At 69.4% G+C, this 22,838-nt stretch carries 20 protein-coding genes; 6 read left to right on the plus strand and 14 right to left on the minus strand.

Annotated elements, in window-relative coordinates:
- Positions 1–3: 3 nt before the first annotated feature.
- Complete coding sequence (locus tag BLT25_RS05625; protein ID WP_091043043.1) at positions 4–834, minus strand: GH25 family lysozyme; 831 nt, start codon at positions 832–834, stop codon at positions 4–6.
- A 213-nt stretch (positions 835–1,047) separates the two neighbouring features.
- On the opposite strand from BLT25_RS05625, the gene BLT25_RS05630 reads away from it, so the two are divergent.
- Genes BLT25_RS05630 through BLT25_RS05640 form a run of 3 tightly spaced genes read left to right on the plus strand, consistent with a single transcriptional unit; the run spans position 1,048 to position 2,455 of the window.
- Positions 1,048–1,407, plus strand: coding sequence for an ArsR/SmtB family transcription factor (locus tag BLT25_RS05630; RefSeq protein WP_091043045.1), 360 nt, complete (start codon positions 1,048–1,050; stop codon positions 1,405–1,407).
- Entirely contained in the window at positions 1,404–1,889 is a 486-nt protein-coding gene (locus BLT25_RS05635; RefSeq protein WP_091043047.1) for an SRPBCC family protein, read from the plus strand. The genes BLT25_RS05630 and BLT25_RS05635 overlap by 4 nt, the downstream gene beginning before the upstream one ends.
- Positions 1,886–2,455: a TIGR03086 family metal-binding protein gene (locus tag BLT25_RS05640; RefSeq protein WP_256328465.1), complete on the plus strand. Its 570-nt coding sequence runs from the start codon at positions 1,886–1,888 to the stop codon at positions 2,453–2,455. Before BLT25_RS05635 ends, BLT25_RS05640 begins: the two co-directional genes overlap by 4 nt.
- A gap of 8 nt (positions 2,456–2,463) precedes the next feature.
- On the opposite strand, the gene BLT25_RS05645 is transcribed toward BLT25_RS05640, so the two are convergent.
- The 10 genes from BLT25_RS05645 to BLT25_RS05695 form a co-directional block, all read right to left on the minus strand.
- A complete protein-coding gene (locus tag BLT25_RS05645) occupies positions 2,464–2,808 on the minus strand; it encodes a hypothetical protein (RefSeq protein ID WP_091043049.1) in 345 nt (114 codons plus the stop codon).
- A gap of 23 nt (positions 2,809–2,831) precedes the next feature.
- Entirely contained in the window at positions 2,832–4,436 is a 1,605-nt protein-coding gene (gene menD, locus BLT25_RS05650; protein WP_091043052.1) for a 2-succinyl-5-enolpyruvyl-6-hydroxy-3-cyclohexene-1-carboxylic-acid synthase, read from the minus strand.
- A gap of 9 nt (positions 4,437–4,445) precedes the next feature.
- Positions 4,446–5,408, minus strand: coding sequence for an o-succinylbenzoate synthase (locus tag BLT25_RS05655; protein ID WP_091043055.1), 963 nt, complete (start codon positions 5,406–5,408; stop codon positions 4,446–4,448).
- Entirely contained in the window at positions 5,405–6,442 is a 1,038-nt protein-coding gene (locus BLT25_RS05660) for an AMP-binding protein (RefSeq protein WP_091043057.1), read from the minus strand. The genes BLT25_RS05655 and BLT25_RS05660 overlap by 4 nt, the downstream gene beginning before the upstream one ends.
- 145 nt (positions 6,443–6,587) lie before the next feature.
- Positions 6,588–8,531 carry a peptidoglycan DD-metalloendopeptidase family protein gene (locus BLT25_RS05665; RefSeq protein ID WP_091043060.1) on the minus strand — a complete coding sequence of 648 codons (1,944 nt, stop codon included), beginning with the start codon at positions 8,529–8,531 and terminating at the stop codon, positions 6,588–6,590.
- Positions 8,532–8,535: 4 nt separating this feature from the next.
- Positions 8,536–9,066 (minus strand): hypothetical protein, encoded by a 531-nt coding sequence (locus BLT25_RS05670; RefSeq protein WP_143033643.1) that lies wholly within the window; start codon positions 9,064–9,066, stop codon positions 8,536–8,538.
- A complete protein-coding gene (locus BLT25_RS05675) occupies positions 9,066–11,030 on the minus strand; it encodes a hypothetical protein (RefSeq protein WP_091043066.1) in 1,965 nt (654 codons plus the stop codon). The genes BLT25_RS05670 and BLT25_RS05675 overlap by 1 nt, the downstream gene beginning before the upstream one ends.
- Positions 11,031–11,302: 272 nt before the next feature.
- Positions 11,303–14,026, minus strand: coding sequence for an ATP-binding protein (locus tag BLT25_RS05680; RefSeq protein ID WP_091043070.1), 2,724 nt, complete (start codon positions 14,024–14,026; stop codon positions 11,303–11,305).
- Entirely contained in the window at positions 14,023–15,198 is a 1,176-nt protein-coding gene (locus BLT25_RS29730; protein ID WP_176883646.1) for a hypothetical protein, read from the minus strand. Before BLT25_RS29730 ends, BLT25_RS05680 begins: the two co-directional genes overlap by 4 nt.
- Before the next feature lie 39 nt (positions 15,199–15,237).
- On the minus strand, positions 15,238–15,504 hold the full coding sequence (locus BLT25_RS05695; protein WP_091043078.1) for a hypothetical protein: 267 nt from the start codon (positions 15,502–15,504) through the stop codon (positions 15,238–15,240).
- 468 nt (positions 15,505–15,972) lie between these two features.
- Between BLT25_RS05695 and BLT25_RS29735 the strand changes: the two genes are divergently transcribed.
- From BLT25_RS29735 to BLT25_RS05705, 3 genes are all read left to right on the plus strand, one after another.
- Complete coding sequence (locus BLT25_RS29735) at positions 15,973–16,146, plus strand: hypothetical protein (protein ID WP_160025706.1); 174 nt, start codon at positions 15,973–15,975, stop codon at positions 16,144–16,146.
- Between the two features lie 160 nt (positions 16,147–16,306).
- Entirely contained in the window at positions 16,307–17,572 is a 1,266-nt protein-coding gene (locus BLT25_RS05700; RefSeq protein ID WP_091043081.1) for an MFS transporter, read from the plus strand.
- Positions 17,573–17,768: 196 nt separating this feature from the next.
- Positions 17,769–18,779, plus strand: coding sequence for a type IV toxin-antitoxin system AbiEi family antitoxin domain-containing protein (locus tag BLT25_RS05705; RefSeq protein ID WP_091043083.1), 1,011 nt, complete (start codon positions 17,769–17,771; stop codon positions 18,777–18,779).
- A gap of 103 nt (positions 18,780–18,882) precedes the next feature.
- Here the strand turns inward: BLT25_RS05705 and BLT25_RS05710 are convergent, their stop codons facing one another.
- The 3 genes from BLT25_RS05710 to mmsA form a co-directional block, all read right to left on the minus strand.
- Entirely contained in the window at positions 18,883–19,758 is an 876-nt protein-coding gene (locus BLT25_RS05710) for a 1,4-dihydroxy-2-naphthoate polyprenyltransferase (RefSeq protein ID WP_091043085.1), read from the minus strand.
- 192 nt (positions 19,759–19,950) lie between these two features.
- On the minus strand, positions 19,951–21,237 hold the full coding sequence (mmsB, locus tag BLT25_RS05715) for a multiple monosaccharide ABC transporter permease (RefSeq protein WP_091043087.1): 1,287 nt from the start codon (positions 21,235–21,237) through the stop codon (positions 19,951–19,953).
- Positions 21,238–21,243: 6 nt separating this feature from the next.
- Positions 21,244–22,800, minus strand: coding sequence for a multiple monosaccharide ABC transporter ATP-binding protein (gene mmsA, locus BLT25_RS05720; RefSeq protein ID WP_091043089.1), 1,557 nt, complete (start codon positions 22,798–22,800; stop codon positions 21,244–21,246).
- Between the last annotated feature and the right edge of the window lie 38 nt (positions 22,801–22,838).

Consider the following 22,838-nt stretch of genomic DNA (forward strand, 5'->3'; position numbering starts at 1 on the left):
AGGTCACCCCCGCGCGAGCGCCTGGAGGCGGTCGTAGGCGCCGTTGAACGTGTTCTGGTCCAACGGCGAGGAGGTGTACTGCCAGAAGGTGTAGTAACCCCAGCCGGCCGGCAGCGTGCCCGGCGTGCTGGCGTACCGGGCGATCCACAGCGGGTGCGCGCTGGCGAACTGCGAGGTGTTGCCGGTGCACGTCGTCCACCAGTCGGTGGTCGTGTAGATGACCGCGTCCCGGCCGGTGCGGGCGCGGTAGCGGTCCAGGAACGCCGCGATCCACGAGCGCATCGAGGCCTGGGAGAGGCCGTAGCAGGTGCCGCCGGAGTAGGGGTTGTACTCGATGTCGAGCACCCCCGGGAGCGTCTTCCCGTCGGCCGACCAGCCCCCGCCGCTGTTGACGAAGTAGTCGGCCTGCGCCGCGCCGCCGGAGTCGGACGGGTTGGCGAAGTGGTAGGCGCCGCGGATGAAGCCCTGGTTGTAGGAGCCGTTGTACTGCTGCGGGAAGTAGGTGCTGTTCTTGTAGTAGGTGCCCTCGGTCGCCTTGATGTAGGCGAACCGCTTCCCCTGGCCCCACCAGTAGGCCCAGTCGACGTTGCCCTGGTGGCCGGAGACGTCGATGCCGCTGACGGTCGCCTGGGCGCTGATCGGCGGGGCGTTCCTGGTGCCGCCCGTGGCGTCCGAGCCGGGCGTCGACCAGCCGACGTACGCCCCGTGCTCGAGGGTCACGCCGTGGGACTTCGCCTTCTGGGTGAGATGGCGATCGTCCTTCTCGGCGGCGCCGGCGGACTGGGTCGGGGAGAGGGAGATGGCGAGGAGGAGACCGGCGGCAATCGCGGTCACTCTCATGGATCTGCGGCGCGAAGGACTCATGGGGCTAGGCCTTTCCCGAGGAGGAAACTTGCACTGAGAGACATCGTGGCTGGGAAACATGGTGCCGCAACCGATGTCCCCCGGGGAATGTTTTCCGGTAAGCAAGTTACTCAACCAAATGGTTGACAATCCAGCAGGGAGCGATCTAGCCTCGTTGTCAACCGATTGGTTGAGGAGTACGAGATGAGCGAGGACAGGCTCTCCCGAGTCTTTGCGGCACTGGCGGACCCGACCCGGCGCGACCTGGTCGCCCGGCTCTCGTCGGCCGACGCGACCGTCGGCGAGCTGGCAGCGCCGTACGAGGTCAGCCTCCAGGCGGTCTCCAAGCACCTCAAGGTGCTCGAGGACGCCGGCCTGGTGAGCCGGGAGTCGCGGCGCGCACCCGTACGCCTCGAAGCGGAGGTGTTCGACCTCATGACCAAGTGGATCGAGAGATATCAGCAGCAGGCCGAGGAGCGCTACCAGCGCCTGGACGCACTGCTCGCCGAGATGCAGGAAGACCGACCGACCAGAGAACCAGCCAGAGAAGAGGACGCATCATGACCACCACGAAGCACGAGACCACGATCGAGGCCTCCAAGGACGCCCCGACGATCACCATCGTCCGCGAGTTCGACGCTCCCCCGGAGCTCGTCTTCCGCGCCCACGCCGAGAAGGAGCTGTACGCCAAGTGGCTCGGGCCCCGCGACGTCGGCATGAACATCACCACGTGGGACTTCCGCACCGGCGGCTCCTGGGCCTACACCGGCGAGCGTGACGACGACGAGTTCCAGTTCTTCGGCAGCTTCCACGAGGTGCGCGAGAACGAGCGCATCGTGCAGACCTTCACCTGGCGCGGTGCCCCCGACGGGGCCTCCCTCGAGTACCTCACCCTCGAGCCGCTCCCCGGCGGCCGCACCCGGCTGACCGGCCTCAGCGTCGTCGAGTCCTTCGAGACCCAGGCCGCGATCATGGCCAGCGGTATGGACCAGGGCGTCGTCCAGGGCTACGAGCAGCTCGACGAGCTCCTGGCGGAGCTCTCATGAGCAACCCAGATCTGAGCAGGAGCGAGCAGCACGCGTACGACGCTGCCCGGTTCTCCGAGATCGTCGGCTCCGCCGCCGCCGAGGACTGGGCTCGCCCCAGCCCGGTGGCGGCCTGGACCGCCCTCGATGTCGTCAACCACCTGATCGAATGGTCGCGGGGGTTCCTGGCGGGATCCGCCGGTGTGGATCTGGCGCCGCTCGACGTCGCTGCTGACCCGGCCGCCGCCTGGAAGACCCACACCGCCGACATCCAGAGCCTCTTCGACGACCCCGCCGGCCGGATGATCTCCAACCCGCACATGGGCGACAAGCCGCTCGACGAAGCACTCTCGGAGATCTACACCCCCGACATCTGGATGCACTCCTGGGATCTGTCCCGCGCCCTCGGGCGAGATTTCGACCTCGGCGCCGACCGCGCCGCGGCGATGCTCGCCGGCGCCGCGGCCATGGAGGACGCGATGCGTGCCTCCGGCCAGTTCGGCCCCAGGGTCGAGCTCCCCGCCGACGCCACCCCGCAGGAGCAGCTCCTCGGCTTCATCGGCCGAGATCCCTACTGGCGGGCCTGAGATCGGGGTCAGGAGAGCGTCAGCGAGCCGACGCCGGAGGTGTAGTGGGTGGCGTACGTCAGCTGCACCTGCTCGGCGCCAGGGGCGAGCAGGATGGTGGCGGCCTGCTGGATGTAGTCGCCTTCGACGTGGACGCTGACGTGGCAGGCGCGCTCGGCCGGGATCTCGAAGGAGACCGTGCCCCAGTAGACGACGTACTGCCGCCCGTCGATGCTCGCGATCGGCGGGAGCTTGCCCGGGTTGTTGGCCAGCATCACGTTTCCGCTGGTCAGGTGGAGCACCAGGATGCGCTTCGTGCCGGTGTAGAACTCGACGTACGGCACCACGCCGGGCCATTGCTGCTGATCGGTCACGGGCACACTGTGCCATGGCCCGTTCAGGAATGGGCGAGGGCGCGGATGGCCAGGTCGAGGGCGCGGCGGTCGTGTCGGGAGACGACCGCCTCGACGACCTCGATGCCGCCGTTGGGCGAGGCGAGGGCGGCCTCGAGCTCGGGCACGGAGGTGACCGCGAGGTGCGGGATGCGGTGGGCGGCGCAGAGCGCCTCGAGCGAGGTCCCGTGCGGGGTGCCGAAGAGGCGCTCGAAGCTGTCGGCGTAGTCGTCAGCACCCTGCTCGAGGGAGGCGAAGATCGAGCCGCCGTCGTCGTTCGCGACGACGATCGTGAGGTCGGGGCGGACCTCCTCGGGGCCGAGCAGCAGCCCGCCGGCATCGTGCAGGAAGGTCACGTCGCCCATCAGCGCCAGCGCGCGCGTCGACGACGTGCGGCCGGCGGCGGCGCCGATCGCGGTGGAGACGATGCCGTCGATGCCGGCCAGGCCGCGGTTGGCCAGCACCTTCCGCCGCCCACCGACGCGGTTGGGGCGCATCATCAGGTCCAGGTCGCGTACGGGGTTGGAGGGACCGAGCATCAGCAGCCCGCCGTCGGGCAGGGCGCGGGCGACACAGCCGGCGACGTCGTACGCCGTCATCTCCTTCTGCTCGTGGAGCAGCCGGTCCACCTGGCGGCTGATCGTGCGATCGGCCGACCGCCAGTCCTCCAGCCACGCCGGGTCGGGCTCGCCCTCGACGTGGAGCCGGGTGCGGATCGTGCGGTCGACCCGGAACGGGCGCGCGGGCCAGACACCGTCGACCAGCGCCGCGATGACCTCGATGCCGGGGCGAGCCAGCAGGTTGGTGACCGGCCGGGAGAGGGTCGGGTGGCCGTAGACGACGACCCGCTCGATCCGTTCGGCGAGCGGTGACTCGAGCAGCAGCCGGTAGGAGCGCAGCGCGTTGTCGCCGGTACGCGCCCCCGAGGACGGCTCGGCGAGCAGCGGCCAGCCGCCGTCCTGGGCCAGGATCCGGGAGGGCGGGCCGGCGTCGTCACCGGCCACGACGACCGTGCGCGGCGTGCTGGGGCCGGTCTGGATCGACTCGTGGATCATCAGCTCGGGGCGTACCGGTGCCGGACGGGCCTCGATCTTCTCCGGCCGCCACCGGTCGGGCGGGGTGAGCGGGTCGTCGAGCTGGAGGTTCCAATGGACGGGGCCGCGTGCGGAGTCGAGCGCGACGATGTCGTCCTCGTCGGGAGCCTCGGCCAGGTCGCGGGTCTCCACCAGCCTGCCGAAGATGCCGACCTGGTCGGTGACCTGGTTGGCACCGGTCTCCCGAAGGCGCGCGGGACGGTCGGCCGTGACGACGGCCAACGGCACTCCGGCGTGAGCGGCCTCCAGCACCGACGGGTGCAGGTTGGCGACCGCGGTGCCGGAGGTGCACATCACCGCCGCGCGCGAGCCGACCTTGGTCAGGCCGAGCGCGAAGAAGCCGGCCGAGCGCTCGTCGATCCGGGTGTGCAGCCGCAGCAGGCCCGCTCGCGCGGCGTCGAGGACGGCGAACGACAACGGGGCGTTGCGTGATCCGGGCGCGACGACGATGTCGGTGACCCGCGCCTCGACGAGCGCGGTGACGACCGCCCGGGCGAGCTCAGTAGCAGTGGGCATCCATCCTCCTCAGAGCGTTTCCCGGTACGCCATCACATCAGCGAGCCGCCTGCGCCAGAACTCCGTACGCTCCGGGGTGGCCCGCAGCGCCGGGTCGGCGACCAGGCGCTCCGGGGCGGGCGTGGAAGGCAGCACCGGCAGGACACCGCCGGACGGCAGGAGCGGGACGGCGGCGATGTCCTCGGTGAACATCGAGACCGTGCCGAGCCCACAGGCATAGGGCAGCTCGGGCAGCGCCGCCGCGAGCGCGATCCCGGCGGCCATCCCGACCGATGTCTCCAGCGCCGAGGAGACCACGCACGGCAGCCCGATGTCCTCCGCGATCCGCAGGCAGGCGCGTACGCCGCCCAGCGGCTGCACCTTCAGCACGGCCACGTCGGCGGCCTGGAGATCGCGTACGCGATAGGGGTCCGCGGCCCGCCGGATCGACTCGTCCGCGGCGATCGGAACCTCCACCTTGCGGCGTACGTCGGCGAGCTCCTCGACCGTGGGGCAGGGCTGCTCGACGTACTCGAGCCCGCCGGCGGCCCGGTCCAGCACCCCGATCGCGGCGAGCGCCTCGTCGACCGTCCAGAGCCCGTTGACGTCGATCCGCACCTTGCCGGAGGGGCCGAGGGCGTCCCTGACCGCCTCGACACGAGCGATGTCGTCGGCCAGGCTCTGGCCCGGGTCGGCGACCTTGACCTTGGCGGTCGCACACCCGGAGCGGGTCACGATCTCGTGGGCGCGCTCCGGCCCGACAGCCGGGACAGTCGCGTTCACGGGGACCTCGGCGCGGACCGGCGTCGGCCAGTCCCCCGCGGCCGCCTCCTCGGCGCAGCGCAGCCAGGGCTCGATCTCGGGGGTGTCGTAGTCGAGGAACGGCGACCACTCGCCCCACCCACCGGCCCCCTCGAAGACGAGGCCCTCGCGCTCGGTGATCCCGCGGAAGCGGGTGGTCATCGAGAGGGAGAAGACGTGCAGGTCGGTCATCGCTCCACCTGGTCGCTCGTGGCCAGCGCGAGGAGGGCCTGCCGGTCGGGCTTGCCGTTGCCGAGGAGCGGGATCTCGTCGAGCGCGACGAGCTGTCGCGGCGCCCAGGAGCGCGGATGCTCCGCCGCGACCCAGTCGCGGGCGGCGTCCGCGTCGATGTCGCCGACGACGAAGGCGACCAGCCGCTGGCCCCACTCCTCGTCAGGGGCGCCGAGAGCCTCCGCGGCCTCGACGGCCGGGTGTTCGCGGAGCCTTCTGGCGACGAGCGCCGCCGGCACCTTCACGCCGCCGGTGATCACCATGTCGTCGACCCGTCCGAGGATCCGGAGCCGGCCGTCCTCGTCCAGGGTGCCGGCGTCGGAGGTGAGGAACCAGCCGTCGACCAGGGCGCTCGCGGTCTGCTCGGGGTCGTCCTGATAGCCGTCGAAGAGCGTCGGGCCGCTGATCCGGACCCGGCCGTCGGTGCCGATCGCGATCCCGACGCCGTCCAGCGGCATCGCGTCGTAGACGCACCCGCCACACGTCTCGGCCGAGCCGTAGGTGGCGACGACGTCGATCCCGGCCGCTTCGGCGCGGGCCCACAGCGACGGGTCGATCGGGCCACCTCCGAGCAGCAGCGTGTGGAACCCGGCCAGGGCGGCGAGGTCGTCACCGCCCGACTCGATGATCCGGTGCAGCTGGGTCGGCACCATCGAGACGAACCGCGGCCCGTCGTCCATCGCCTCCGCCGCCTCGGCGAAGGACCCGTGGGCGGCGGCGATCACCGGCTCGAACCCGGCCAGCAGCGAGCGCGCGATCACGTTGGCTCCGGCGACGTACGACTCCGGCAGCGTCAACAGCCACTGCCCGCTCGCCCCGACCCTTCGCGCCGACGCCGCTGCCGACGCCTTCATCGCCTCGCGCGACAGCATCACCCGCTTGGGCGTGCCGGTCGATCCCGAGGTCTCCACGACCCAGTGCTCCGGCCCACCCCCGGCGAGCCACTCGGCCATCGCGGCGACGGTGCCCTCAGCCCGTTCCACCGCGTCGTTCACGCCCCCAACGCTATCTCCTGCTCTGTGCGGGTTCGCGGTGGGCCGGTGGAGTTCACGGGGTGTAACACGCTGTTCGTACGACTACCCGGTCGTTCAAATAGGGCGAGTAGTCCTACGAACGACGTGTTACAGGCGGCGACGCGCGCTACTGGCCGCGGATGTCGAAGTCCGCGACCAGGCCGTGGTGGTCGGACTCCAGCTTGAACGTGGCGTGGCGGGTGGGGGTGGCGGTGGAGCTCGAGCCGAGGAGCCAGTCGATGGTGCCGCCGCCGTCGTGGGTGGCCCAGCCCTGCGCGGGCGCGCCGAGGGTCTCGAAGGAGGAGGTCATCCCGGCCTTGGCCATCAGCGGCTTCGGACCCCACGGATCCCCGTCGCCACCGTTGCGCGGGTAGGGCGAGTTGAGGTCGCCGGCGACGAGGACCGGGCCGTACTTCTGCAGCCCCTGCGCCAGTCCGGCGAGCTTCGCGAAGCCGCGCTGGGCCTCGTCCTTACGCGCCTGTGCGCTCTTGGCGGGCGAGGTCATCGTGTGAGTGGAGATCACCGAGATGCGCCCGGAGCCGTCGCTGCTGGCGAGGACCACCCAGGTGGCGTACCTGTTGTCGTTCTTGACTCCGGTGACCGGCTTGGTGAGCTGGACGGTGCCCTTGTCGACCGCCACCCAGCGGTCGGTACGCCACATGACGACCGGGCTGAGGGCCTGGCTGCGGTTGCCGTACTCGTCCGCCGAGGCGCGGTAGGTGCCGTACCCCCGCACCGAGATGTCGGAGACCGTACGTGACTGGGCTTCGTTCAGGGAGACGAAGTCGGGTCCGTGCTTCATGACCTCGGCCAGGTCGGAGCGGTATCTCGAGCGGGACATGGAGACCTTGATGTTGGCCTGCGCCAGGCGGACCTGCGGGCCGGAGACGGCGGCCGGGGAGGCGCCGACCTGTCCTTCGCCGGGCAGCCCGCTGACCTGCTTGGTCGCCTCGAGAGTCTTGCCGATGTTCTTGTCCAGCCAGGCCGCCGGGTCCACCTGGTCCTGCAGGTAGCCGCCGCCGTGCGGGTGCACCTCGAAGTGGAGGTGGCAACCGGTCGAGTTGCCCTCGCTGCCGACCTGCCCGATGACCTGCCCGGCCTTGACCGTCTGCCCCGCGGCCACCGAGAGCGACTGCATGTGGCCGTACCAGGTGGTCAGGTTGCCGGGCGCCGTCTGCACCTTCACCAGCCAGCGTCCCGACCAGCCCCAGCTGCCGCCCGACTCGAGGACGACGGTGCCGCCGTGAGCCGCCTGCACGGGCGTGCCGCACGGCGAGGAGTAGTCGTTGCCGGTGTGCATGTTGGCCCAGTTGGAACCGGAGTTGCCGTAGTTGCCCTGGTCGACCGCGAGCCCGGCCTGGATGGGACGTACGACGCTGGTGCTGATCCCGGCCATGCCGATCGTGCAGGACACGTCGGTCGCGGTGGCCGTCAGGTCGGCGGCCGAGACCCCGTCGGCGAGCGCTGCGACGAGAGCTCGCGCCTCGTCCTCGTGCTGGGCGTACGCCAGCGGGAAGGCCGAGCGCTGCACCGCCTGCGCCGCCGCGGTGACCTGCATCTTGCGCCACCCCGGGATGTCGAGGAGGCCGGTGTTGCCGGTGTGGGTGGCCACGCCGTAGAACGCCTGGGCCGACTTGACCGGGTTCGTGATGTCGGCGACCGAACCCCAGCCGGAGACCGGGCGCTGCTGGAAGAGACCCTGCGAGTCGCGGTCGCCGTAGTTGAGGTTGCGCAGGGTGCTCTCCTGCATCGCGGTCGCGAGCGCGATCACCCACCCGTAGGCGGGCACGCCGGACTGCTTGCCGACCGCCACGATCGTCCGGGCGTTCTGGATCTGCTCGGTGTCGAATCCGGCGATGCTGCCCTCGGGGATCTCACCGTCCGGTCCCAGGTTGCCGGCCTGGATCGCGTTGGTCCCGCCGACACAGCCCGACTCGGCCTGGTCCTGGTTGCTCTGCTCGGTGCTCGCCAGACCGCCGATGAGGATCACCAGGGCACCCGTGACCACCAGGACGAGCGTGGCCGCTCCGGCCACGATGCCCCAGATCAGACGCGCCTTGAAGATCCACATCGCCCTATCCCCCCGGAAGAATGTTCGAGACGTACCAGACGTTGTCGACCAGGGTCAGGTAGACGATGACCTTGGGACCATCGGTGGCGACCTCGACGCGTGCCTCCCCGTCGTTCTGCTCGAGGACCTTCGCGGCGCCGACCACCTTGGTCGCCGGCACGGTCGCCGGGTCGGTGCTGCCCAGGGCCTGGGCCAGCGACTCGTCCGGGCGGGCGGCGTTGATCCCGGCCCACCACTCCTCGGTGGTCAGGTCGGGACGGGCCCAGGCGACGACGAACTTGGTCGCCAGGGGTGTCGGGTCCGGGACGGGCGCCGGCGATCCGCTCGCCGAGGCGCTCTGCTGCGCCGACGCGGATCCCCGGTCGGGCTGCGCGGCCGGCTCGGCGTCGGGAGCGTCGCTCACCTGGGCGATGAGCCAGATGACGAAGACGATGCCGACCACCACCGAGAAGAACCGGAACGGCGACCTCATGGGCCACCTCAGCACCGGCGCGATGACCTCCCACAGCACACCACGCGTCGTTGTCGACCGCACTACCGGGCTCCTCCTTCAGACCTCGGACTGTTGTCGACGGGCACCGAGCGGTTCCCGTTCGGTGAGTAGATGACGAAGACCGCGTTGCCGTCGGCGTCGTAGTCCACGTTGGCCTCGGCCACCGGGGACTGTCGCGGCGGCTCCGGCTCGCGGTCGGCGTAGGAGCCCGCGGTGTAGTCGACCGGGCTCGGCGCCTCCGGGCGGTCGTTGTTGTACACCTGCCCGGCGGCGAACCCTGGACGCGCCTCGTCACGGAACGACGGCTCGTCGCGCTCGACCGAGCGCGAGTCGAACCACTGGCCGGCCACCCGCTCGCCCTCCTCGCCGCTCATCGAGGACCCCAGGGCGTACGTCGGTGTGCTGCTCGCACTCGCCCCGGCACCCAGCGCTCCGGCGGCCGTCGCCTGAGCCTGGTTGGGCACCTGCTCGGCGACCATCGTCGGCCGGCTGCCGGTCAGCTCGTGTCCGGGCATGTAGACGCCGCCGGGGCTCGAGACCGATCCGGTGCCCGCCTGGCCACCGCCCGGGACGGGCGGCCGGTCGGCGTTCGCGTCGCGGACCCCGGCCTCGGCGCCCGTCCGGGTGCCGACGTACGAGGAGAGCATCGAGGTGAGCCGGCCCATGCCCGGCAGCGGGATCCCGTAGGCGGCGGGACGGGTGAGGCGCCAGGCCAGCACGGTCAGCACCCCGATCAGCCCCAACTGGAGCACGAACCACATCTTCGAGGTCAAGATCGCCGAGTCCAACCGCAGCAGCAACAACGCGACCAGGAAGTAGATCGGGCCCATCACCAACGGCCCCACCACCCGCTTCAACATCGCCACCGCAGCGTCCCGGGTGTGGTCCAGCATGAACAGCACCCCCGCCGCCGGCGCGAACGGCACGATCAACCGGATCAACGCGAACGACAGCAGGATCGCCAACCCCGCGACCAGCAAGAACCCACACACCACCACGACCACCACAAGGTTCACCAACGCCGTGGTCGCCCGCTGGGACCAGTGCTCACCCTTGAAGTACTCATACGCCACCGGGTCGGACTTCTTGACCGCCTCGGCATGCTCCTTGAACGCGTCCTGCTTGGCCTCCAGGACCTTCTTGCCCTCGCCGTTGGGATCCTTGCGATAGGTGTCGTACTCCTGCCAGGAGAAGTGCGTCGACCGGAACACCCGCGGCCCGTACTTCTTCGCCGTGGCCGAGTCCGGATCACCGAAAGCGCCGGCCAGCCAGGTGCGGTACTGCGTCGAACGCACCACCTCGTCCATCTGAGCATCCACGGCCTTGACCGCGTCGGTCTCACCGAACTCGTCATCACCGACGCCCGGGACCGTCTTGCCGTCGTTGAACCCGGTCGCGATCATCCCGGTCGCCGACCGAACCCCGTCATCGACCAGCTTGGTCGACTCCACCGGATACTGGATCAGCCACGAGGTCACCACCAGCACGCCCAGCGCCCAACCCGCCGCCGTGACCGCCCGCGCGAACCGGCCGTCCCGCGCCCGGATCATCACCGTCGCCGCCACCAGCAACAACACCACGCTCACCCACGGCGCCCACACCCCGTTCGTGACCGCCTCCGAGGCCGCCACGATCGGGTCGTCCAACGCCTTCAGGAACGAGTTCTCCCCGATCACCGCGTTCAACAACGCATGCGACCAGTTCGGCAGGATCCCCGAGATCTCCAACATGATGTTGCCGATCGAGGTCCCCGCCCCCGCCACGAACTGCCCCGTGCACCCGTTGTCATAGGTCCACCACTGCGGCGTCGTGCCATAGGCCGACTCCAACGAGACCTCGTCCTTGTTACGGAACGGATCCAGCTCGTCGTTGACCTCCTCCGGGTCGTTCAGCTCCGTGCCCGCCTTCGACGCCGCCCCCAACGCCGTCATCCGCACGATGAACGAGCCATCCCCGTACGGAGATGCCGGCATCGGCGCGTCCAGGTTGTTGCACGCATCGCTCACACCCGAGAGCCCACCCGTCGGATCGAACGGGATCGGGATATCGATCCCCCTCGGCCCCGCAGCCGCCGGACCGGCGACGGACAACAGAGCAACCACGAGTACGACGAAGGCAGCCGCCCTACGGCGCCAACCGCCCCCGCTGGTCGAGCCGCCGGAGCCGCTAGGCGGAGGCGTGTCGAGACCAACACGGTCCAGTCGAGCGCCGAGGGGACCGTGTTGGTCTCGACACGCTCGCTGGCGCTCGCGGCTCGACCGACGGAGGGCTGGCGGCATCAGCCGATCCCGTCCCCGGAAAGCTCGGACTTGGGGAGATCGGTCGGCTCGCCGCCGATGGCTCGACTGACGCGGCGGGTGGGGTCGGCGGTGGTGTTGAGCGCCTCCTGCAGACCCGGGTGGTGGTTGAGGGTGACCTTGATGATCTCCATGCCGCCGTGACCGGTGTCGCCACCGAGGCCGTCGCGGTAGATGAACTCGCGGTAGCCGAGCTGCTCGTCACCACGCCTGGTGCGCGGCGAGAGCCGCGCCAGGATCGACTCGTAGCCCAGGCCCTCGGGCTTGCCGAGCAGCTTGAGCGCGTCACGCTGGGCGCTCTCGTCCTGTGTACGTCCCACGAAGGCCGCTCCGACGAAGTTGTTGATGTCGGAGCCCAGGATCGCGGAGGCGTTCTGGGTCGAGACCAGCGCGGCACAGTTGTTCTTGCGGGAGTCGCTGGAGAGCTTGTGGACCAGGGCCCGCCCGGTGCCACCGCTCGCCTGGGTGACCTCGTGGGCCTCGTCGAGCGCGAACAGCTTCCGCTCGTTGGGGTCGCTGCGGTAGATCAGGTGCAGCGCGGACCAGGCGGCGAGGGTCATGATCGGGCGCGCCATCTGCTCCTCGGCACTCCACTCCTCGCGCGGCACGTGCTCGGGCGGGGTGTTGAGCCCCTTGAGGTTGTAGAAGGTGAACGGCGTGCCCTTCAGCTCCTCGTCGGACTGGAGGAAGTCGTTGCCGAAGAAGAGGCGGCCGAGCTCGCGCTCGCGGGCGGCGGCGAGCTCGCGGCCGATCTCGTGGTCACCGCCGTCGCCCTCGAAGAGCATCTTCACGATCGTCGAGGTGTCGGCGCCGCGGTCGGCCTGCGCCTCCATGACGCGGGCGCGGATGCGCTTGAGCACCTCCTCGTTGTTGGCCAGTCCGACCGGGAGGCAGGAGCGGAGCACCGAGACGGTCAGGTCGCGGCGCTGCTGTACGGCGGCGGACCGCTCCCGGTGGAGGCGCTCGGCGAACTCGTGGTCCGACATCGCCTCGGCCCGGATCAGCTCCGGGTTGGGGTCGGGGACGACGGCGTACGGCGACAGGCTTCCCGGTCGACCGCCGAGGACGTCGACGCTGCGGGCGCGGGCGGACACCTGCTGACCGTTGAAGAGGCCGCCGCCGATCTCGGGCAGCGTCATCAGCCGTTGCAGCCGCCCGGCCGGGTCCATGGCGACACCGTGGATGCCGGACAGGATCGACATGTAGATGACGACGCCCATCAGGGTCGACTTTCCGGAACCGGGCGTGCCGACGAGCGGGATCAGGCCGGCCTGCTCCATGACCTCGGTCAGGTACCACGGGTCCATCAGCACGGCCCGGGACGCCATCGCAGAGGTCTCGCCGAGGTAGAAGCCGCGCTTGTCGCCCACCTCGGCGGTGACCGCCGGGAGCCCGGCGGCGACCTTGAGGACCGGGAACTTCCGGGCGTGGGCGGTCGACGCGAGCGGCTCGCCCGGGACGAACTCGCGAGCCAGGTGATACTGCCCCAGCTGGCGGGTGATCTTGATCTGCGGCCGGTAGAGGTCGACGACCTTCTGCGCCTTGTCGAGCGCCTCCGCCTCGCTGCGGCCGGTGACGGCGATCCGGTACCAGCCCCTGGTCCGGGTGGACAGGCCCGTGAACTCCGAGCGCATCTCGTCCTCGACGTCGGCGGCTCGGCCGGCCTGACGGGAGAGCTGCTTGGGAGGCCGCTTGCCGTGGTCGTCGGACCAGTGGCTGACCTGGCCGTCGATGCGGCGGGTCAGGGACGCCATCTCACGGGAGACGTCGTCCGGCGAGCGGGGCTCGACCCGGAACGACCACTCCACCGGGAAGCCGAGCGCGTCGGTCTTCGCCATCCACGGCGCGTGGGTCTCCGGGACCTCGATGTCACCGATCCGGGAGACCGTCAGCACGCACACGTGGCTGGTCTCCTGGCGGCCACCGATGCTGCTGGTGACCTGCACCGTCGGCGCCAGCGGCTCGGCCGACCAGGCGACCGACTCGAACCACTCGGCCATGTCGTCGGTGTCGAGGAAGTTCTGCTGGGCCTCACCCGGCTCGGGCACCGGGATCTTGGCGCCCAGGGAGAGCGAACGGGCGATCATCCACTCCATGTCGTGACCGACCGCCGGCCGCGCGGAGAAGCCCGGACGCGACATCACCCGGTTGACCGTGTCGAGGCGCTCGCTGATCGCGGCCATCTCGCGCTCGGCGGCACCGGCGGAGAACTTCGCCAGCGTCCTCACCGTCGCGTCGCGGCGGCCGAGGTCGACGCCGTAGTAGACCAGCTTGTCGGCCTGGCTGTGGGCGGCCATGTGAGCCTGGTTGCGGGCCATCATCTCCTCGAACCCGGGCTGCGGGTCGGGAGCGTTGGCGAACGCGGCATGCGCCCAGTGACGTACGGGATAGGGGCGGGTGGTGACCCGGCCATGAACCGTGTTGCCGACCAGGTCGGCCAGCTGGCTCGCCTGGTCGGTGATCAGGGCCTCGAGGTCCGAGTGGGCGCGGAACGACCAGGTCTGCGGCTCGGCGAGGTACCAGGCGATGATCCGGTCGCTGGTGAAGGTCAGGTGACCGCGCACCTCCTCCAGCGCCCACGTGTCGCCTCTGGGCTCACGGACGCCCTTCGAGTCGTCGCCGCCCCGGCCGAAGACGCTCTTGCGTCCCGGCTTGGGCTTCTCGAAGCCAGGCCCGTAGGCCCGCTCCGTTCGCGGCCGCCTCATGCGGTTCCTCCGTTGTTGGGTGCGTCGTCGCCGTCGAGGCGCTTGCGATAGTCGTCCACACTCTGCGGGCGCCCGTCAGGCGGCCGTTCGTCATTGTCCCTGGGACGGGTACGTCCCGAGGGTGCATCGTCGAAGTCGTCCCACCCGTCGGCCTCGTCCCATTCCTCGTCGTACCCCGGCTCCGGTGCGATCACCACGGCCGGCCTGACCGCATGCGAGAGCGGCTGCCGGGCCGGCCTGGGCGCGGGCTTCGGTTCGGGCGTCGGTTCTGCCTGCGGGGCAGCCTGCTGGGCAGCCGGCTGGGCCGTTGGAGCCGCCGCAGGCGGGCGCGGAGGAGGAGGTGGCGGAGGGGGTGGTGGAGGGGGTGGCGGTGGCGGCGCAGCGGGCTGAGCCGGTGGCGCAGGCGGAGCGGCCGGGGCGGACTGCTCCGGCTCCTGCCGGGCCTGCCACGGCGCGCCGCCCTTCCACGGCACGTCGCGTGGCTCACGCGGCGAGGAGGACGGTCGGCTCGACCAGCCGCCCTTCGCCGGACGTACGCCGGGGGCGTGCTGCTGCCTCACAGGCTGCGCCTCGGGCTGGACCGAGAGATGGGCCGGGAGCGGCTCCTCGACGACCTTCGCCTCGATCACGGGGCGCACTGGCGCGGCCTTGCCGCGTACGGGCGCGGCTGAGGCAAAGCCCGAGGAAGTGTGTCCGGTCTGGGCGGTCGGGGTCGAGGTGACGACCGTCGCCTGCAGCGCCCGCGGCGAGGGGGTGGCACCCGGCTGCTGCGCGAACCGCCGGCCGGGTCGTCGCATGGCCTTCGCCCAGCCGCCGCGGGGGCTCGTGGCGTGGCGGAAGGCGACAGCCGCACCGCCCGCGTACTGGGCGCTGGTCTCCACGCGCGGCGTGGTCAGCTCGTGCCAGAAGGTCATCAGCCAGGCGCCGGCCGAGCTCTCCGAGCTGATGTAGTCGGAGGCCTTCATCGAGAGGTAGGAAGCGCCGATCAGCCACAGGCCCATGCTCAGCAGCGTCACCGGCATGCCGAGCTTGCGCAGCAGCACAAGCGTCAATGGTGCGATCACCAGAAAGAGGAAGATGGTCCGATAACGCATCTCCCCGATGTAGCGACGAGGGGGGCCGAGATAGGTCTGGTCGACCTCGTACAGCTCGTCGTCGTCAGGCAGCCTCATCCCCGAGATCCCTCCCTGGGTTAGCTAACGGGACCGGGTTCACCCCTTGAAGAGACCAGCCATCCACTGACCGAGGTCCGTGGCGTTGTTGCCCACGGCCAGGCCGAGGACGCCGAGACCGATGATCAGGCCACCGACGATCGTGACGGCCTTGGAGATGTTGCCGCTGCGGGCAGCCCACAGGACCGTGACGCCCAGGATCAGCACGACCAGCGTGATGATGTTGTCGGTGATCCACTCGGCCAGGCCGCCGGTGCCATACTCGGCGGCTTGAGTCGTACTTTGAATCAACTGGTGCGGTGCCATTGTTCTGCTCCCTTTCCCGAGGTGAGGTGTGGTTGCGTGATACGTCCGGAAGTATTCGGTTGTCCCGCCCGGCGCAGCCCCATGCGGCACCGGTGGGTGGAGGCGCCTTGCCCCTCCCGCGGGCTGACGCGAACTCCCGGGCGTCGGCATTCTGGACAAACGCCACCGCCATGTGAGACGAGCGTAGTCCCCAGACCGCCGTAACGCACCTCGTTCCACCTGACGACACGTGCCCACGCGCGCCTGCGGGCGCTCGGTGGACCCGCCTCATCAGGCCGCCATGCCACAGACCGGACCACTGGGCGCGACACTGTCCCGCTCAGTGGTCTCCTTCGCTGAATTCTTGCGAGTGGAGGCTAACTTCAGGGAATCTATATCCCGGTGCATCCTCGCGAATTTCGCGCGCTTGCGTCCGGATTCGCGAATTTACACAACATTCAATCGGATTTCTCGGGAGGACGAGCTCACATGGACAAGAAGAAGATCTTCATCGTCATCGGCGCCCTGTTCGTCGGGTTCTGGCTGTTCACCGATCCGCAAGGGCTGACCAGCACGATCTCCGCAATCGCCGGCGGCATCTGGGGCGTCACCACCGACGTCTTCGGCGGCGTGATCGGCACGATCGAGGGCTCCACCCGCTGACCCCGCCCTGACCTACGCCGACGCACGGGCGTCGGCGCGATGGACTCCTTTTTCTTCGCTGCCCGGTTTGGGGACCGATCAGCACGGATAACTGTTTGACGTCGGACGCCGCGATGACAAGACTGCGCTTGTCTCGATGTCAAGATAGTTTGGAGTCGTCTTGTCCCCTCACTTCATCCGGTTGAGGGACAAGGTCCTCTCAGACGACCCGCTCATCCGGGCGATGTCGTACCAGTCGGTGCTCTCGGCCTTCGCCGAAGGCACCTTTCTCACCGGTTCGGCGGTCTTCTTCACCCAGATCGTCGGCCTCTCCGCCGCACAGGTCGGCCTCGGTCTCACGATCGCGGGCGCTGCAACCTTCTTGTTCGCCGTCCCCCTGGGCCGACTCGCGGATCGTCTCGGCACCCGGTTCAGCTGGATCGCCGGTGCCGTACTCCAGGCGCTGCTGTTCGGTGCCTGGGTTCTCGTCGGCAACTTCGCCGCGTACGTCGCCGTCGAGGTGCTCCTCGCGCTCGCCTCCTCCTGGCAGAAGTCGGGTCGCGACGCCTATCGGATCTCGGTCTTCCCCGCGGCGACCCGGGTGCGCTCGTTCGCCTACATGCGGGCCGCCCGCAACGTCGGCTACACGCTCGGCGCCCTGGCCAGCGGCCTCGCTCTGGCCGTCGACTCCAACACCCTGATCAAGGCCGTCCCGGTGATGACCGCCGTGGTCCTCCTGGTCAACGCCTACTGGATCTCGCGCCTCCCCCGCCTCGCCACTGCCGCCTCTCCCGGCGACCTGAAGCCGGACGTACGCGATCGCCTCGGCGCCCTGCGCAACCGTGCGTTCCTCGCGACGACCTTCTTCGACGGCGTGCTCGGCACCCATCAGGTCCTGCTCAACGTCGTCATCCCGTTGTGGCTGGTCCAGGAGACCGACGCCCCACGGGTGCTGCTGGCCTGGCTGTTCGGCACCAACACCGTCATGGCCGTCGGGCTCCAGGTGATCGCCGCACGCGGGGTGACCGACGTGACGACATCATTGAAGGCCCAGCGCCGCGGTGCGCTCTGCTTCCTGGCCTCCTGCGCGATCATCGCGGTCACCCACGACACCGTCGGCCTGATCACGATCGCGCTCGTCTGGATCGGCCACGTGACCGTCACCGGCGCCGAGCTCTTCCAGTCCGCCGGCGAGTGGGGCCTGGTCGCCGATCTCTCCGACCCGGAGCACCGCGGCGACTACCAGGGCGCCGCCCAGGTCGGCTACACCCTCGGCACCGTCTGGGCCCCTGCGGCGTACACCTTCCTGGCCATGGAGCTCGGCCACCTCGGCTGGGCCATCATCGCGGGGATCATCGTCATCGCCGCGATCGGCGTCCACCCCTCCGCCCGCGCCGCCGAGCGCTACCTGGCCCGACGGGCCCAGCCGGAGACCGTGGCGGCGTAGCGCGCCGTGTAACACGTCGTTCGAGGGACTACTCGCCCCATTAGAGCGACCGGATAGTCCTACGAACAGCGTGTTACACGCGCCCGGGGCTCCGTCCCGAGCCACTAGCCATCCACAGGCCGGCTTCGTGTCGGGGTTATCCCCAGCGCGTCGTTGAGCGCCGCCATCCGTCGGCGCAGGGCCGCAGGCTGAGACCATGAACCCACGCATCCAGGCGATCATGGTGGCCAACCACGGCCTGATCACCCGCAGCCAGGCACTCGCAGCCGGACTCGATCTCGAGACGATCCATCGCCACGTCAAGCGCGGCACGTGGATCGCGGTCCGTCGTGGTGTCTATGCCGAACGGACGTACGTGGAGAGCATCACGCTACCCACGGAGAAGCGGCGCCTCCGCGACCGCGCCGCCTGCGCGGCCATCACGGTTCCGTTCGTACGTAGCCATGAAACCGCAGCCCTCGAGCTCGAGATGGGCATCCTCCTCCCCAGGAAGGCTCAGACTCATGTCACTCGCCATCCTGTGATCGGCACCCACAACAAGTGGGGCGTGAAGCATCACCTTGCGCCCTACCTCGACACTCAGGTGTCGCAGGTGAACGGGTTCGATGTGCTGGGTCCAGCCCGGACTGCGATCGACATCGCGCGGGAGCATGGCCGGCCGTACGGGGTCGTTGCCGTGGACTCCGCCAGGCAGATGGGGGTGTCCGTCGACGACTTCTGGAAGGTCCTCGAGCACATGAAGCACTGGCCCAACCGCAGCTTGGCGCGCGAGGCCATCGAGCTCTCCTACCCCGGGGCCGAGACCGTCGGCGAGTCACTCACGCGTGACGTACTCGAAGAGATCGGCCTGACCGGCATCGAGACCCAGTTCGAGATCACGGACGGCGTACGAACCGCCCGATTCGATCTTCGGGTCGGACGTCACCTCTTCGAGTTCGACGGCCGGAGCAAGTACGTGCCGGCATCGGAGGGCGGCCTGGCGCTCCGCTCGATCGACGCAATCCTGGCTGACGAGAAGACGCGGCAGGATTGGGCTCACGGCTTCCATCTCGGCATGTCACGGGTCGCGTGGGACGACCTGTTCGGCCGCAACCGCAACTACCTCAAGGACCGCCTGAACCGGGAGTACCTAGCCACCTGCCGAGCCTTCGGCACGGACATCTCCGACCTGGAACGATTCCGCGTACATCGCTCGAAGGCCGCCTGAGGTCGGGACGCCGGTGGTGTAACACGTCGTTCGCAGGACCACTGACCCCATGAGAACGACCGAATAGTCCAACGAACAGCGTGTTACACCTCCCGGTCGGCGTTCAGACGAACAGCAGAGGTACGCCGACCAGCAGCCCCCACACCAGCGTGGCCATCCCCGTCTGCTGGAGGACCGGGATCAGGCGCGGGCCGAGGTTGGCGCGGTCGAGGATGGTGCGTACGCCCTGCGCGGCGACGGCGATGAACCCGAGACCGAGCAGCGCCCACCACGACGTCGTCAGGGCCACGAGCACCACGGAGACGGCGGCGACGGCCACGAGGGCGACGTAGAGCCAGCGGGTCCGTGCGTCGCCGAGGCGTACGGCGAGGGTGATCTTCCCGGACTCGGTGTCGCCGGGGATGTCGCGGAGGTTGTTGGCGACGAGGAGCGCAGAGGTGATCGCGCCGATCCCGACACCTGCCCACAACGCGCCCCACTCCCAGCTCTGCGTCTGGACGAACGTCGTACCGATGACCGCGACGAGCCCGAAGAAGACGAAGACCATGACCTCGCCGAGCCCGGCGTAGCCGTAGGGGCGCGAGCCGCCGGTGTAGTACCAGGCCGCGATCATGCAGACCAGTCCCACGAGGATCAGCCACCATGCCGAGGTCAGCGCCAGCACCAGGCCCGCGACCGCGGCGATCCCGAAGGCGATGAACGCGGCGCGCTTGACCGCCGACGGCGCGGCGAGGCCGGAGCCGGTCAGCCGCAGCGGGCCCACCCGCTCGTCGTCGGTCCCCCGGATCCCGTCGGCGTAGTCGTTGGCGTAGTTCACCGCGACCTGCAACGCCAGCGCCACCACGAGGGCGAGCAGCGCCTTCCACCAGACCATCCCACCGGCGTACGCAGCCACCCCGGTGCCGGCGATGACCGGCGCGAGCGCCGCGGGGAGTGTGCGGGGACGGGCTCCTTGGAGCCACTGAGCGGAGTTTGCCACCCCGCTATTCAACACCGGTGGCCCGAGGCGGGTGCGGCTGGGCTGTAACACGTCGTTCGTAGCACTATCCGGTCGTTCCAATAGGGCGAGTAGTCCTACGAACAGCGTGTTACACGAGCCGCCGACCCGAAAACCCAACGACCCCTGCCCGGGGGGAGGCAGGGGTCGTTGGGTGGGGGTGTGAGGGGTGGATCAGGTCTTCGGCGGGTCGTTGGAGTCGACGCTGAGCTCGGCCTCCATGGCCTCGATCTCCTCGGCCAGCTTGTCGGGCGGCGGAGCGCTGGGCTCGGCCGCCTCGGCACCGGCACCGCCGGACCCGGCGGTGCGGCGCTTGTTCCACACGTCGAAGGCGACGGCGAGCAGGAGCACGAGGCCCTTGATGGCCTGCTGCCAGTCGATGGAGACACCGAGCAGCGACATGCCGTTGTTGAGGACACCCATGACGAGACCACCGATGATCGCGCCGACGACGGTGCCGACACCGCCGGTGACGGCCGCGCCACCGATGAAGGCGGCGGCGATCGCGTCGAGCTCGAAGTTGACGCCGGCCTTGGGGTTGGCCGCGGTCAGGCGGGCGGTCGTGACCAGGCCCGCCAGGCCCGACAGCAGGCCCATGTTCATCATGACCAGGAAGTCGACCCGCTTCGTGTTGACGCCGGACATCGTGGCCGCGTCGACGTTGCCGCCGATCGCGTAGACGTGCCGACCGAAGACGGTCTTGTTCATGATGAACGTGTAGACCACGATCAGCCCGGCCAGGATCAGGCCGACGATCGGCAGCCCGCGCGCGTCGGCGAGCAGGTAGGCGAAGTACATGATCACGATCGTCAGCAGCGCGAGCTTCACCACGAAGAGCGGGAACGGCAGGACGTCGAAGTTGTAGGCCATCTGGGCGTTGCGGCGACGCACCTCGAGGAAGATCAGCACACCGACGGCGGCCACCGCGATGAGGAGCGTCAGGTTGTGCAGCCCGGTGTCCGGCCCGATCTCGGGCAGGAAGCCGTTGCCGATGGCCTTGAACTGCTCGGGCAGACCACCGACGGTCGCGCCCTTGAGCACGACCAGGGTGAGCCCGCGGAAGAGCAGCATCGAGGCCAGCGTGACGATGAACGCCGGGATCCCGACGTACGCCACCCAGAAGCCGTGCCAGGCGCCGATGGCGGTGCCGATCAGCAGGCCGAGGAAGACCGCGACCCACCACGGGAAGTCGTACTGGGTCATCATGATCGCCGCGGCGGCGCCGACGAAGGCGGCCACGGAGCCGACCGAGAGGTCGATGTGTCGCGCCACGATCACGATCACCATGCCGATGGCCAGGATCAGGATCTGGGCGTTCTGGACGACCAGGTTGGAGACGTTGAGCGGCTTGAGCAGCACGCCCTCGGTCGAGATCTGGAAGAGGATGACGATCGCCGCCAGAGCGATGATCATCCCGTACTGGCGGACGTTCCCGCGCAGCGTGTTGAGCAGGGCATTCATCGGGGGTTACTTCCTCGCGTCCGCGGTCATGTAGCGCATCAGGGACTCCTGGGTGGCCTCTGAGCGGTCGAACTCATGGGTGATCACGCCCTCGGCGAGCGTGTAGATGCGATCACACAGACCGAGCAGCTCGGGCAGCTCGGAGGAGATCACCAGTACGCCGCGACCGCTGCGGGCGAGCTCCTGGATGATCCCGTAGATCTCGTACTTGGCGCCGACGTCGATGCCTCGGGTCGGCTCGTCGAGGATCAGCAGCTTCGGGTCGGTGTACATCCACTTGGACAGCACCACCTTCTGCTGGTTGCCGCCGGAGAGCTTGCCGACCCCGGCGGTGATCGAGGGCGCCTTGATGTTGAGGTTCTTGCGGTAGCCCTCGGCGACCACGACCTCCTTGTGCTCGTCGACGACGAGCCCGGTGCGCAGCTTCTTCAGCGCCGCGGCGGTGATCGAGGTCTTGATGTCGTCGATGAGGTTGAGCCCGAGGCCCTTGCGGTCCTCCGAGACGTACGCGATGCCGGCATCGATCGCCTGGGTGACCGTGTTGAGCTGCAGCTCCGCGCCGTCCAGGACCAGCGATCCGGAGGTCCGGGAGCCGTAGGAGCGTCCGAAGATCGACCGCGCCAGCTCCGTACGTCCCGCACCCATCATCCCCGCGATGCCGACGATCTCGCCGGCCCGCACGGACAGGTTGGCCTGGCGGATGACCTCACGGTGGCTGTCCTGCGGATGCATGACGGTCCAGTCGCGCACCTCGAAGAGGACGTCCCCGATGGAGGGGGTGTGGTCGGGGAAGCGGTTCTCGAGGTCGCGGCCGACCATCCCGCGGATGATCCGGTCCTCGTCCACGCCACCGGCGGCGACGGAGAGGGTCTCGATGCTCTGGCCGTCGCGGATGATCGTGATCTCGTCGGCGATCTGCTCGATCTCGTTCAGCTTGTGGCTGATCATGATCGAGGTGATCCCCTTCTCCTTGAGCCCCTCCAGGAGCGCGAGGAGGTGCTGGGAGTCGTCGTCGTTGAGGGCGGCGGTCGGCTCGTCGAGGATGAGCAGCTTGACCTCCTTCGAGAGCGCCTTGGCGATCTCGACCAATTGCTGCTTGCCGATGCCGAGGTTCTTCACCGGCGTCAGCGGGTTCTCCCGCAGGCCGACCCGCGCGAGCAGGTCGATCGCCTCGCGGTTGGCGCGGCCCCAGTCGATGATCCCGCGCTTGGCGGTCTCGTTGCCGAGGAAGATGTTCTCCGCGATCGAGAGCTCGGGGATGAGGGCGAGCTCCTGGTGGATGATCACGATGCCGGCGGCTTCGCTCTGCCGGATGTTGGCGAACTTCGCGGTCTCGCCCTCGAAGACGATGTCGCCGCTGTAGGTGCCGTGCGGGTAGACCCCGCTGAGCACCTTCATCAGGGTGCTCTTGCCGGCGCCGTTCTCACCGCAGATCGCGTGGATGTCACCGCGGTTGACGACGAGGTTGACGTCGGAGAGCGCCTTGACGCCGGGGAACTCCTTGGTGATGCCGCGCATCTCCAGGATCGGTGAGGCGATGTCCTGAGCCTGTCGAAGGGTCATGTCGTTCCTGCTATCTGGCCAGGTGCAGGCGTGGGCCC

Source organism: Nocardioides sp. YR527 (genome assembly GCF_900101045.1).
Taxonomy (GTDB): Bacteria; Actinomycetota; Actinomycetes; order Propionibacteriales; family Nocardioidaceae; genus Nocardioides.